This is a genomic window from Rhizobium sp. P38BS-XIX (genome assembly GCF_012641435.1).
Classification (GTDB): Bacteria; Pseudomonadota; Alphaproteobacteria; order Rhizobiales; family Rhizobiaceae; genus Rhizobium.
Genome location: NZ_JABAIJ010000007.1, coordinates 312,491 through 325,636, shown reverse-complemented (window position 1 = coordinate 325,636; position 13,146 = coordinate 312,491). Strand labels below are relative to the sequence as shown.

Annotated in this window: 11 protein-coding genes; 2 read left to right on the top strand and 9 right to left on the bottom strand. The window is 59.7% G+C overall.

Annotated elements, in window-relative coordinates; all coding sequences use genetic code 11:
• Positions 1 to 2: 2 nt before the first annotated feature.
• From HGP17_RS23180 to HGP17_RS23170, 3 genes are all read right to left on the bottom strand, one after another.
• The gene (locus HGP17_RS23180; RefSeq protein WP_168812806.1) at positions 3 to 650 is read right to left on the bottom strand and encodes a lysophospholipid acyltransferase family protein; all 648 of its coding nucleotides are present in this window, start codon (positions 648 to 650) and stop codon (positions 3 to 5) included.
• Between the two features lie 210 nt (positions 651 to 860).
• Complete coding sequence (gene serA / locus HGP17_RS23175) at positions 861 to 2,456, bottom strand: phosphoglycerate dehydrogenase (RefSeq protein WP_168812805.1); 1,596 nt, start codon at positions 2,454 to 2,456, stop codon at positions 861 to 863.
• Positions 2,457 to 2,600: 144 nt separating this feature from the next.
• Positions 2,601 to 3,779, bottom strand: a complete 1,179-nt coding sequence (locus HGP17_RS23170; RefSeq protein ID WP_168812804.1) for a phosphoserine transaminase — start codon at positions 3,777 to 3,779, stop codon at positions 2,601 to 2,603.
• Positions 3,780 to 4,047: 268 nt separating this feature from the next.
• Here HGP17_RS23170 and HGP17_RS23165 point away from each other — a divergent pair, with 268 nt between their 5' ends.
• The gene (locus HGP17_RS23165) at positions 4,048 to 4,833 is read left to right on the top strand and encodes a glycosyltransferase family 25 protein (RefSeq protein ID WP_168812803.1); all 786 of its coding nucleotides are present in this window, start codon (positions 4,048 to 4,050) and stop codon (positions 4,831 to 4,833) included.
• Positions 4,834 to 4,840: 7 nt separating this feature from the next.
• Here the strand turns inward: HGP17_RS23165 and HGP17_RS23160 are convergent, their stop codons facing one another.
• Both HGP17_RS23160 and HGP17_RS23155 read right to left on the bottom strand, forming a co-directional pair.
• On the bottom strand, positions 4,841 to 5,671 hold the full coding sequence (locus tag HGP17_RS23160; RefSeq protein WP_168812802.1) for an outer membrane protein: 831 nt from the start codon (positions 5,669 to 5,671) through the stop codon (positions 4,841 to 4,843).
• A gap of 245 nt (positions 5,672 to 5,916) precedes the next feature.
• Complete coding sequence (locus HGP17_RS23155; protein ID WP_168812801.1) at positions 5,917 to 6,768, bottom strand: outer membrane protein; 852 nt, start codon at positions 6,766 to 6,768, stop codon at positions 5,917 to 5,919.
• A gap of 322 nt (positions 6,769 to 7,090) precedes the next feature.
• Here HGP17_RS23155 and HGP17_RS23150 point away from each other — a divergent pair, with 322 nt between their 5' ends.
• On the top strand, positions 7,091 to 7,645 hold the full coding sequence (locus HGP17_RS23150; RefSeq protein WP_168812800.1) for an SH3 domain-containing protein: 555 nt from the start codon (positions 7,091 to 7,093) through the stop codon (positions 7,643 to 7,645).
• Between the two features lie 81 nt (positions 7,646 to 7,726).
• Here the strand turns inward: HGP17_RS23150 and glmM are convergent, their stop codons facing one another.
• The 4 genes from glmM to tilS all read right to left on the bottom strand — a co-directional run bounded on the left by glmM (position 7,727) and on the right by tilS (position 13,141).
• Positions 7,727 to 9,079, bottom strand: coding sequence for a phosphoglucosamine mutase (gene glmM, locus HGP17_RS23145; protein WP_168812799.1), 1,353 nt, complete (start codon positions 9,077 to 9,079; stop codon positions 7,727 to 7,729).
• Between the two features lie 246 nt (positions 9,080 to 9,325).
• Positions 9,326 to 9,610 carry a hypothetical protein gene (locus tag HGP17_RS23140; RefSeq protein WP_168812798.1) on the bottom strand — a complete coding sequence of 95 codons (285 nt, stop codon included), beginning with the start codon at positions 9,608 to 9,610 and terminating at the stop codon, positions 9,326 to 9,328.
• A 136-nt stretch (positions 9,611 to 9,746) separates the two neighbouring features.
• Positions 9,747 to 11,693: an ATP-dependent zinc metalloprotease FtsH gene (gene ftsH / locus HGP17_RS23135; protein ID WP_168812797.1), complete on the bottom strand. Its 1,947-nt coding sequence runs from the start codon at positions 11,691 to 11,693 to the stop codon at positions 9,747 to 9,749.
• Between the two features lie 116 nt (positions 11,694 to 11,809).
• Positions 11,810 to 13,141: a tRNA lysidine(34) synthetase TilS gene (tilS, locus tag HGP17_RS23130; RefSeq protein WP_168812796.1), complete on the bottom strand. Its 1,332-nt coding sequence runs from the start codon at positions 13,139 to 13,141 to the stop codon at positions 11,810 to 11,812.
• Between the last annotated feature and the right edge of the window lie 5 nt (positions 13,142 to 13,146).

Here is a 13,146-nt window from a genome sequence, read left to right as displayed (position 1 = left end):
GCTCAGTCTCCCGCCCGCTTGGGCGCCAGCGCCAAGAGTGCCGCTTCGGCCCTGGCCAGGAATTCCGTCTTTTCCTCGGTCTCGCCGATATGCAGCGCCTCGCCGAAGGTGACGGTGCAGATCAGCGGAATGGGCACGAACTCGCCCTTTGGCATGACGCGGTTCAGATTGTCGATCCAGACGGGAACGAGATCGATATCGGGGCGTGCCTTGGCAAGATGAAAGAGCCCGCTCTTGAACGGCTGCAACGGCTGTTCGGTGAGATTGCGAGTGCCTTCCGGAAACAGGATGAGAGAAGAGCCGGCATCGAGCGCTTGCGTCATCTGCGTGACCGGATCTTCCTTGCGTGCGTCTCGATCCCGCTCGATCAGAACGGCGTTAAAGACATCCCGCCCGATGAAACTGTTCAGCGGCGACTTCAGCCAGTAGTCGGCGCCGGCCACCGGACGCACGCGACGGCGCAATCGAGGCGGCAGGACAGTCCAGATCAGGATGAAATCGCCATGACTTGAATGGTTGGCGAAATAGACGCAGCGGCGCGTGCGCATGCCGCTCTCGGGCCAGATCGCCCGCACGGCGGTGATGGCCCGCGCAAAGAGCACGATCGCCACGGACACCGGTTTGGCCAGCCATTCGATTGGCGTGCCCATTCCTTGCCCAAGTATGTTTTTGCGCAGTGCCTCCATCGCCCAAGAGATAGGCGGGTTTTGCCGGCCTCGATAGCCCACCGGGTAACCTTATCCACAACCCAGGCAATGTTACGGAAAGCCCGGCGCAACTTGCGTCGCGCCGGGCTTTCGGATTGGCTCTTGGGAGGAGCGAACTCTATGGCTAACCGCCCTTCATCGGGGCGGACAGGCTCAGTCGATGTTGAACACCAGCGGCTTTGCCTGGCGGATCGCCTGATGCGCCGTGAGCTTGGCAAGCACGTCGTCGCTGATCGGGCCGTCGACGTAGAGAAGCGCGATGGCATCGCCACCCTGCTTGTCGCGGCCGAGCTGGAAGTTGGCGATGTTGACGCCGGCAGAGCCGAGCGCCGTGCCGATGAAGCCGATCATGCCGGGAACGTCGGTGTTGGCGATATAGACCATGTGGTTGCCCACGTCGGCGTCGAGATTGATGCCCTTGATCTGGATGAAGCGCGGCTTGCCATCCGAGAAGACGGTGCCGGCAACGGAGCGGGTCATGCTGTCGGTGGTGACGGTCAGCTTGATGTAGCCGTCATAAACGCCCGTCTTGTCGCGCTTGACTTCGGCAAGGACGATGCCCTTTTCCTTGATCATGATCGGCGCCGAAACCATGTTGACGTCGGCAACCTGATTGCGGATCAGGCCGGCGAGCAACGCACTCGTCAGGGCCTTGGTGTTCATGTTGGCGGTGACGCCATCATAAAGGATTTCGATTTCCTTGATCGGCTCTTCCGTGACCTGGCCGACAAAGGCGCCGAGAACATCAGCGAGCTTGATGAACGGCTTCAGGATCGGCGCTTCTTCAGCGGTGATCGAGGGCATGTTGATAGCGTTCGAGACGGCACCCTTGACGAGGTAGTCGGCCATCTGCTCGGCGACCTGAAGAGCGACATTCTCCTGGGCTTCCGTCGTGGACGCGCCGAGATGCGGCGTGCAGACGACGTTCGGCAGGCCGAACAGCGGGCTTTCCTTGGCCGGCTCGACTTCGAAGACGTCGAAAGCGGCACCGGCGACATGGCCGGACTTGATGGCAGCGGCAAGCGCTGCCTCATCGACGAGTCCGCCGCGGGCGCAGTTGATGATGCGAACGCCTTCCTTCATCTTGGCAAGCGCGGTTGCGTCGATGATGTTCCGGGTCTTGTCCGTCAGCGGCACGTGCAGCGTGATGAAGTCCGCGCGGGCAAACAGCTCGTCGAGCTCCACCTTGGTGACGCCCATTTCCTCGGCGCGCTCCTTCGACAGGAAGGGGTCGTAGGCGAGGACGTGCATCTTGAGGCCGAGGGCGCGGGTGATCACGATGGAGCCGATGTTGCCGGCGCCGATGATGCCGAGCGTCTTGCCGGTGATTTCGACACCCATGAACTTCGACTTTTCCCACTTTCCGGCCTGCGTCGAGGCGTCGGCAGCCGGAAGCTGGCGGGCAACGGCAAACATCAGCGCGATGGCGTGTTCAGCCGTCGTGATCGAGTTGCCGAAGGGCGTGTTCATGACGATGATACCGCGGCGCGAGGCTGCCGGAATGTCGACATTGTCGACACCGATGCCGGCGCGGCCGACGACCTTGAGGTTCTTTGCCGCTTCGATGATCTTCTCCGTCACCTTGGTGGCGGAACGGATGGCAAGACCGTCATACTTGCCGATCACTTCGAACAGCTTGTCCTTATCCTTGCCAAGCTGCGGCTGGAAATCGACTTCGACGCCGCGATCGCGGAAGATCTGGACGGCGGTTTCCGACAGTTCGTCAGATACGAGAACGCGAGGTGCCATGGAGGCCTCCTGAAAAAGGTCAACTGAGACGAGCAATTCCGGGAAACGTGCGAAGCGGTTTTCCGTATGGAATTGCATGAAAACAACGAGAATTTCGGGATGCTGGGCTCCGCCTGCCTCGGCGGAGCCGTAAACGCTTCAAACTCAGGCAGCAGCCTGGGAGAGCGTCGCCTTCTGCGTTTCGAAAGCCCAGGCGAGCCAGGGCATCAGCTTCTGCATGTCGGAAGCTTCGATCGTGGCGCCTGCCCAGATGCGCAGGCCCGACGGTGCATCGCGATAATGACCGACGTCGAAGGCAACCGCTTCCTTTTCAAGGAGAGCAACAAGGCCCTTGGCGAAATTCGCCTGACCATCGGCGTCGAGGGCGACGACATCCTTGTCGACGATCCTCAGGCAGACGGAAGTGTTGGATTCGGTCTCGGCCTTGACAGCGAGATTGGCAATCCAGTCGTTGGCGGCCACGAAGTCGTGGATGACCTTGGCGTTGGCATCGGCGCGGCCGATCAGCGCCTTCAGGCCACCGAGATCCTTCGCCCACAGCAGAGCGTCGATATAGTCTTCGACGCACAGCATCGAAGGTGTGTTGATCGTCTCACCGGTGAAGATGCCTTCGATCAGCTTGCCGCCGCTGGTCATGCGGAAGATCTTCGGCAGCGGCCAGGCCGGCTGATAGGTCGTCAGACGCTCGACGGCGCGCGGCGACAGGATGATGACGCCATGCGCACCCTCGCCGCCCAGAACCTTCTGCCAGGAGAAGGTAACGACGTCGAGCTTGGCAAAATCGAGGTTCTGAGCAAACGCAGCCGAGGTGGCGTCGCAGATCGTCAGGCCCTTGCGGTCGGCGGGGATGAAATCGCCATTCGGAACGCGGACGCCCGAGGTGGTGCCGTTCCAGGTGAAGACCACGTCGCGGTCGAAATCGATAGCGGAAAGATCGGGCAGCTCGCCGTAGCCGGCTTCAAGCTTGCGGACGTCCTTGAGCTTAAGCTGCTTGACGACGTCGGTCACCCAACCTGCGCCGAAGCTTTCCCAGGCGACCATGTCGACGCCGCGTTCGCCGAGCAGCGACCACAGGGCCATTTCGACAGCGCCGGTGTCGGAAGCCGGAACGATGCCAATGCGGTAGTCCGCCGGCACTTCAAGAATTTCGCGGGTAAGATCAATGGCCTGCTTCAGCTTTGCCTTTCCGACTTTCGCACGGTGCGAACGGCCAAGAGCCGCGTCGGAAAGAGCGTCGAGCGACCAACCGGGGCGCTTCGAGCAGGGGCCAGAAGAGAAATGGGTATTATTCGGACGGATGTCCGGCTTGGCGAGCTTAGTCATAACGCTATCCTCTCAGATAGAAAGCCCTTCGTTGGGGAAGGGTGTCCCGCCGCTGGATATATTGGAAGCCGTGCCCAAGCGCAACAGGAAAATGTGTCGCCCACACATCATCACGAATTCGTGCGAGAGATTTCATGGGGGCAACCCACGCGCAATGAAGTCACGCTAAATTTAGCCGCACAAAAGCTGGTTTCTGCGATAACACGAAATCACATAAGGTTTGGCGCCGACCGATTTGCGCCGATGGAAAAAATAATAAGTGTGCTCGATGTCCCTTTCTGCACTCGACGAAATTTCGTTTCCGCTTGCGCAACCACTCCCGATCTACCTGATCAATATCGAGCGAGCGTCCGATCGATTGGTGGAAATCCAGCGACAGGGCAATGAGTTCGGCCTTCGTTTCGAACGCGTCGATGGCGTCGACGGCGCGCTCATATCGCGTGACGAGTGGACCGATGTCGATCATGCGCGCTTTCAGCGCCGGCACGGAAGGACGATCCTGCCCGGCGAATATGGCTGCTATCGAAGTCACCTGATGGCACTGCGCCAATTTCTATCCAGTGATGACGAGATGGCCGTTATCATCGAAGACGACGTCGCGCTGGACGGAAATTTTCTTGTCCGTGCCATGGCCGCGAAAGATGCGGCCCCGACGGCCGATCTCATCAAGCTGGTGAACCATCGCTGGGGTGGGTTCCGCGCCAGCGCTACGAGCGAAGAAGGCGATGTGGTGGGCCGCTGCCTGTTCGGACCGCAAGGTTCGACGGCGTGCTATCTCGTAACGCGCCGCGGCGCGGAAAAAATCGTAAAATCGCTCGCCGTCATGTCCCTGCCCTGGGATGTCGCGGTCGAACGCGGCTGGGATATGCAGACGTCGATCTTCACGACCCGCAGCAACATCGTCGGATTCAGCCGTCTGCAGCGAAGCACGATGATCGGCTGGCGCCGTGATTACCGCGCCGCCAAGTCGGCGCCGTGGAGGCGTGTACCGGCGCATTTGTTCCGAACCTTGGATTTCTTCCGCCGAATCGCCTACGTGCTGACCGCGCGATAGACACCTTTTACCAGGTGGTGATTCGCAGGCCGACACGAATTTCATGCCGCGACAGCGCCCCATCCCGCCCCATCGTGCCGCCGGCCCCAGCAGCCGAATCGGCGGCGGAGTAGCCGAACATGTCGCCACCGGCGACGTGCGAGAAGCGATAGCCGAGATCGACCTTGATGTTCGGCGCAACCTCATAGGCAACGCCGGCCATCAGTGCATAGGTCATACGCCAGTCGCTGTCCCCGGGGTAGCGGGCGCTGACGGCAGCCGCGCCACCGCAACCTGACATACCATCGACGCACGAGCCGATCGCATTGACATTACTCCAGGATACGCGCGTTGCGCCCAGTCCCGCGCCAACATACGGTGTGAAGCCGGCCAGCGTTCCCAAGTCGACATAACCATTGACCATCAGACTGCCGGCTCGGAACGAGGAACGCGCCTTGGCGGAGCATCCGGTGCCACTGGCACCGCCAGCACAAGGGAAATCGGTCGACAGACGGCCGCTATAGTCGCCCGCGAAGAAATCACCCGTCACGTCGGCACGGAACAAATCGTTGAACTGGTAGCCGACACCAAGGCCGCCGGAAAAATCGCCGCCGAAGCGGTTCGAATCGAAGCGGCCGGGCGTATAGTCGCCGCTGGCCGGATCGTAGGCGTGGAATTTGGTGTCGCTGCGGCTGGCATTGACGGCGTAACCCATATCGCCGCGAACATACCAGCCCTTGGCAGCCTCGACGCTGACTTCCGGCATCTTGATTTCGGGCGGGGTGTCACCGGCGAGGACAACACCCGTCGATGCGCTTGCCATCAGAACGGCCAGCGCCAAAGCGTCGAAACGGATCATTACCCCTCGCCTTTCATCCTCACGCGGATGCCCGCATATCGAACCGGCGGCCCTTCTTTGACCTTTGCAGGACCCGAAAGGAGAGCCCATGACCGGCAAGCCACCATTCTCATTTCATTAACCATAGGGAATTTATGGTTAATGAAGCTTTAAGGCTGGCCAAAATTACTTAATGAGGACGTCAGAAAGCCAAAAGCCGCCCGGTCGAAACCGGACGGCTTTTCAATGGCTTATGCGAAATTATATTACTTGTAGACCGGCTGCTGCAGCGGGATGTCTGCCGGCGGCATGTAGCTTGCCGTCTGGCAACCGCCGAAGGTGTAGCGTGCACCGATGCGCGCTTCGTGCAGGTTGATGCCCTTGTCGTAGCCCGGGCCGCCGTTTTCGGCATAACCGAACATGTCACCACCGGCGACGTGACGATAGCGATAACCGACGTCGGCCTTGAGATTGCAGGTCAGGTCGATCGAGGTACCGGCCATGAGAGCGTAGGTGAAACGCCAGCTGCCGCGGCCATTGTGCGAGACGGTGCCGTCGCAGGAGCTCGGATTGTCATCGGAGCACGAGGTGTTCTTCAGCTTGTCCCACTTGACGTAGGTGCCGCCGAGACCGCCACCGACGTAAGGCGTGAAGACGCCATAGGTGCCGAGATCGACATAGGCGTTGGCGAGCAGGCTGTAGGCCGTGAGAGACGCCAGGTCGCGAGAGGTCGCCGCAGTCGGGGTGAAGCCCGGGCCGCACGCACCGCAATCACCCTTCGTCGAACCCTTGAAGTCGGACTTGAAGAGATAGTCCAGCGTCACGTCCGTACGCAGGTAATTGTTGATCTGATAACCGACACCGCCGCCGAGCGTAACGTTGCCGTCGAGCTTGGCGCGATCGAAATCGACCAGGCTGGAATTGGAGCCCTGGAAGTAGTTTGCGCCGCGCAGGTTCGTGAAGGCATAGCCTACGTCGCCGCGCAGGTACCAGCCGCTGGATTGTGCGACCGCGACTTCCGGCGCCGGCTGTTGAGGCTCTGGTGTATAAAGATCAGCGGAAAAGGCTGACGTGCCGACCAGCAAAGTGGCAAGTGCGCCGATCACGGTTTTCATCATGGCTTTGGCTCCAAATTTCTTGCCATTGGCCGAGCAGATGCTTGCCAATCGAAAAGACATGATGGGGATAATGATGAAAAGGAGTTAAAACCTGATTAACTACGAATGTTTACCCTGTTTATTCACGAATTATACTCCCGCCTCCACATTAGAGATTCTCAATTTCACAATAACGAGAATGACATACGGCAATTGGCCTCTTTTGCCGCAAGTGAAGAGGCGCGCAAATCAGGACAGGCGGGCTGACGTAAATTTCTAAACCAATTGGCAAGAATCGGACCATTACAGTACGGCCGCCGGGAGTTAGATCAGGAGGAAGTCGTTGACTTACCATCGAAGAATATGCGCCGGCCTGTGCCTCCTCTTTGTCTTCCTGAGCTCTGCCGCTCTGGCCGGCACCATGCCCGTAAAGCCTGTCGCAGCCACCGCATGGAACAAGGGACGCGAAACAGGCTTGCCGATCCCTCGCTTCGTTTCGATCAAGGCGCATAAGGCCCGCATGCGGGTCGGCCCATCCACAATCTATGCGACCAAGTGGATCTACATGAAACCGGGCCTGCCGATGGAAATCATCGACGAATACGGCCATTGGCGGCAGGTCCGCGACGATACCGGCGTGACGGGATGGATGCATACCGCCCTGCTCTCCGGAACCCGCACGGCCGTCGTTGCTCCCTGGCTGACAAAGAATGCGATGCTGCGAGCCGATCCGATGTCGTCGGGCACATTGATCGCCGAGCTACAGCCGCGTGTCATGGTTTCGTTGCTGTCATGCACCGGGAGCTGGTGCAAGGTCGCTGTCAGGGAGCATTCGGCAAAGGGCTATGTCAGGCAGGACAGGCTCTGGGGCGCGTATCCCGGCGAAATGTTCCAGTAAGTGCCAAGGTGCGCTACCGCGCCAAAGAAAATGGCCGCTCTCGACAGAGGCGGCCATCGATAAGACTTATAGAAGCGCCGCTCAGGCGGCTGTACGAGCACTCGAGATCACATCGATCAGCTCGCCGACGATACGTTCGATCTGGCCGCGATCGTCGCCTTCCGCCATGACGCGGATCAGAGGCTCCGTGCCCGACGGACGGATCAGCAGACGGCCTTTGCGAGCAAGTTCGCTTTCGGCATCGGCAATCGCCTTCATGACGTGCGTGTCTTCCAGCGGATTGCCGCCGACAATACGGACATTGCGCAGCAACTGCGGCACCGGCTCGAAACGCCGACATACTTCGCTAACCGGCTTGCCCGTACGCTTGACGGCAGCAAGGATCTGCAGAGCGGCGACAAGGCCGTCACCCGTCGTGCCATAGTCGGAAAGCACGATATGGCCCGATTGCTCGCCACCGACATTGTAATTGTTCTGGCGCATATGCTCGACGACGTGACGGTCGCCGACCGCCGTGCGCACCAGCGACATGCCGCGATCGCCGAGGAAGCGCTCCAGCCCCAGATTGGACATGACGGTCGCCACGATGCCATTGCCGCGCAACAGCTGGTTTTCAGCCCAGCTTTCGGCAATGACGGCCATCAGCTGGTCACCATCAATGATGGTGCCGGTTTCATCGACGATGATGACACGATCCGCGTCACCATCCAGCGCGATGCCGATATCGGCGCGGACTTCATGAACCTTCTTCTGAAGGGCCATTGGGCTTGTGGAGCCGCAATTCAGATTTATGTTCGTACCGTTCGGCTCGTTGCCGATGGTGACGATGTCGGCGCCCAGCTCCCAAAGCGCGGCGGGCGCAACCTTGTAGGCGGCGCCATTGGCGCAGTCGATCGCGATGCGAAGGCCTTGCAGCGTCACGTCGCGCGGAAGGGTCCGCTTCGCATGCTCGATATAGCGGTCATATACGCCGTCGACGCGCTTGGCGCGGCCGATGTCTTCCGCCTTGGCAAGGTGTGGAGCCATGTCCTTGTCGAGAAGATCTTCGATCCTCATCTCGATCTCGTCGGACAGCTTGTAGCCATCCGGGCCGAAGAGCTTGATGCCGTTGTCTTCATAAGGATTGTGCGACGCGGATATCATCACGCCGATATCGGCACGCAGCGAACGCGTCAGCATGGCAACGGCGGGCGTCGGAATAGGACCCAGAACGAAGGCATCGACACCCGCTGCGGTGAAGCCGGCCACCATTGCATTTTCCAGCATATAGCCCGAAAGGCGCGTGTCTTTGCCGATGACGACCCGGTGACGATGACTGCCACGCTGAAAAATCGTACCTGCAGCGATACCCACGCGCATGGCAAGATCCGGCGTCATCGGAAAGATGTTGGATTGACCGCGAATTCCGTCAGTCCCGAAATAGCGACGTTTCATATGCACTCCTGTCGTTGCTGCACCCTCGCGGACCATGCAGCGGCATCGAAACCGTTGTTCCAGACCTGGACACACCACGAGTATCGACATGTGTGGCTCATGCCACAGATTGTAAAACTCAGCACTTAAATTACCGAGACCGCCTATTACACCGCGTTACCATTAATAAGCATTAAAAAATGCAAGTCCCCTGCTGAAAGCAACACGGCGTCTCCGTCTATCGGCGTAATACGTGGCACGCTACCTCTAAACTTCGGTGCTTGCGCTCTTTACCATGCCAAATCGCTGCGACGCCAAATCCCAGCAGGCAGCACACAGAATTTTGAAATCGGCGGCCTTGAACCAGTCTTCGTTCCATCCTTGATCCAGCAGCGCCGCTTCGCAATCCTGACACCAGGCATCGGGCCGTGCCATGTCCGTGGCGCTGGAACAATAGCAACCGGAGATCGCCTCTCCGTCGATGGCACCCGCCACATGAATGCAGGCAAGGCCGATCCCCTGATCTCCATGACTGTCGCAGATCACACGCATAACGATCGCCCCATTCTCTCAACCGCACTTGACGCCATTTTACCGACACAGGCTCCTACATCTCTCCACACACAAAAAGGCCAGCTTCCGATCACGAAAGCTGGCCTTCTTGTCTGTTATTTCAGTTCGCCTGATGTCAGCGAGGTTGCGGCTCGAAGCCACCTTCAGGCTCATCGCCTTCCTTGGTGCCGAGAGAACCGTCCTTCTTCGTGCCGGTCTTCGGCACGGCTGAACCACGGCTCGGTGGCGTATCGTCACCGAGATCGCGTGCCGGCTTCTCGCCACGCAGCAAAGCCTTGATTTCGTCGCCGGTCAGCGTCTCATATTCAAGCAGTCCTTCGGCGATCGCCACGAAGCCATCGTGATGCTCCGTCAGGATATCCTTGGCCTGCTTGTAGGCCTGGTCGATCAAGCGGCGCACTTCGTTATCGATCGTCTGAGCGGTCGCCTCGGACACGTTCTTCGACTGCGAAACAGAGTGGCCGAGGAACACTTCCTGCTGGTTCTCGCCATAGGCAACCTGACCAAGCTGATCGGAGAAGCCCCACTGCGTGACCATGGCGCGAGCAAGCTTGGTGGCCTGCTCGATGTCAGACGATGCGCCGGAGGTGATGTTTTCCTTGCCGAACGTCAGTTCTTCAGCAACGCGTCCACCCATCATGATGCAAAGGCGCGACACCATCCACCTATAGCTCATGGAGTAACGGTCGCCTTCCGGCAACTGCATGACCATGCCGAGCGCGCGGCCACGCGGAATGATCGTCGCCTTGTGCAACGGATCGGCAACCGCAACCTTGAGCGCCGTGATCGCATGGCCGGCTTCGTGATAGGCGGTGAGCTTCTTTTCCGCTTCGGTCATCGCCGAAGAGCGGCGCTCGGCGCCCATCATGATCTTGTCCTTGGCGTCTTCGAATTCTTGCATCGTCACCAGGCGCTTGTTGCGGCGGGCGGCCATGAGGGCAGCTTCGTTGACAAGGTTCATCAGGTCGGCACCGGAGAAGCCGGGCGTACCGCGGGCGAGCGTCTTGAGATCGACGTTCGGAGCGAGCGGCACGTTGCGGGCATGAACCTTGAGGATACGTTCGCGGCCGACGATATCCGGGTTTGGAACGACGACCTGACGGTCGAAGCGGCCCGGACGCAGCAGCGCGGGGTCGAGAACGTCGGGACGGTTGGTCGCAGCGATCAGGATGATGCCTTCATTCGCTTCGAAGCCGTCCATCTCGACCAGCAACTGGTTGAGGGTCTGCTCGCGCTCGTCGTTACCGCCGCCGAGACCGGCGCCACGATGGCGGCCGACGGCGTCGATTTCGTCGATGAAGATGATGCAGGGCGCATTCTTCTTGGCCTGTTCGAACATGTCGCGGACGCGGCTTGCACCGACGCCGACGAACATTTCAACGAAGTCGGAACCTGAAATCGTGAAGAACGGCACATTGGCTTCGCCGGCGATGGCGCGGGCCAGAAGCGTCTTACCCGTACCGGGAGGGCCGACGAGCAGAACGCCGCGCGGGATACGGCCACCGAGACGCTGGAACTTCTGCGGATCGCGCAGGAATTCGACGATCTCTTCCAGGTCCTGCTTGGCTTCGTCGACACCGGCGACGTCCTCGAAGGTGACGCGGCCATGAGCCTCCGTCAGAAGCTTGGCCTTCGACTTGCCGAAGCCCATCGCGCCGCGTGAGCCACCCTGCATCTGGCGCATGAAAAACAGCCAGACGCCGAGGATCAGCAGCATCGGCAACAGCGTTCCGAGATAACTCAGGAAACTCGACGAGCCATCCGATTCAGGACGGGCGATAATGTTGACGTTCTTTGTCTGCAGGCGTTCAAGCAGGCTGTCATCGATGACCGGAGCATAGGTCTGGAACGGCGAGCCGTTCTCGACATAGCTACCCACGACGCGATTGCCCGTAACGGTAACGTCACGAACTCGGCCGGAATCAACTTCCCGGAGGAACTGCGAATACGGTATTTCTCTGGAGCCTGTCTGTGCCGGCGCGTTCTGGAACATGCTGAACAGAGCGATCAATAGCAAGGCTATGATTGCCCACAGAGCGAAATTACGAAAATTAGGGTTCATCGAACTCCCCAGCACTGAAACTTCCGCCGCTTGAGCGACGGCATTACTTGATCCCTAACATAGGGTTGCGCCAAGCCGTTGCCAAGGCAAACCGCGTCGGTGCATGTTTTTTCCGTCTATATGACTGAAAGCGGCGGCCGCATATAGTCCTCACCGCGAAAAGCGACCGAAAGCCGCCCCGCGAATTCGAGGTCAAATCGTGTCAGAAAGCGGTCGAAGGGCGCAAGGTACGGCGCAATGGTGACCATCGCTGGAAGCCCCTCTCCGTCCACAGTAATCCGGGGCATGGCGGCTCTCGCGCGCCGAACAGCTCCCTTTGGCAAATCTGCCGGCAAAGCCGTCTCATCCTCACCTCCACTGGCGCTGACGCTGACAACGCCCTCCCCTTGATTAGCCACTTCGAAACGGTCGTCCCATAAGCCTTTTCCACCTGGCGGCAGGGACAAGGGCACCAGATTGCGGCTTTCGCGCATGAGGTATAGCGCCTGACGGCGCAGATCGAACACCACGCCGCCGGCAGTCCGTCGTCCCGGCTTTCCTTCGTTCACAAAATCGAGAATGCGCGTCACTTGTGGGCGAGCGAGCCCATAGGCGTCGCCGCCAAAGACGGCGGCGAGATAGGACAAGGCATAGCTAACGACAGCCGCGTCTTCACAGAGCCCTGCCCGCTCGATCGCACACAGCGCGCCGGAATGGATCGTTACATGCTTGTCGAACCAGAGCGCAGCCCTGGCCGACAAGGCCGCGCGATCCGCGCCTCCGTCAGCGAGAGGACGCGGCAAATTGTCCTGCGCAAGCGCCTGACGCGTGCGCACGCGTTCATAGCGGGTATCCTCGTTGCTCGGATCATCCAGCCAGGACACACCCTGCCGCTCGAGATAGCCTCGAATATCGATGCGCCGGCACGCCAGAAAAGGCCTTAGAACCCAGATGCGGCGATCGAAAAGCAGCGCATCTGCAATGCCGGTGTTGATAAGGCCGTTTCGATCAACATTCCGCGCGGCGCGCATGACAATGGTTTCGTGCTGGTCGTCGGCGGTGTGGCCCGTGACGATCACGGTCGCGGCGATTTCTCGGGCGATATCCGCAAGCAACTCGTAGCGCGCCTCGCGGGCAGCAGCCATGATGCCTGTCTCAGGCTTCTCGCCGTCCCAGCGGCGCACAAAATGACCGATACCATGCCGAGAGCAGAGCGCGGCAACATCTCGCGCTTCATCGGCAGAGGCAGCGCGCAACCCGTGATCGATAGTTGCGGCGGAAAGAGTAACGTCAGAAAGAGAAAGTGATTTCAGCTGCTTGGCAAGGGCGATCAAAAGCCCGGTAGAATCACTGCCGCCTGAAATGGCGACCAGAATATGAGCAGGCTTCACGAGAGAATTCAGAAAATCGGCTGCAGCGACTTCCGGCATCAGGGCTGTGGCAGCACCGGTCACAGCATCATGAACCATCGCAA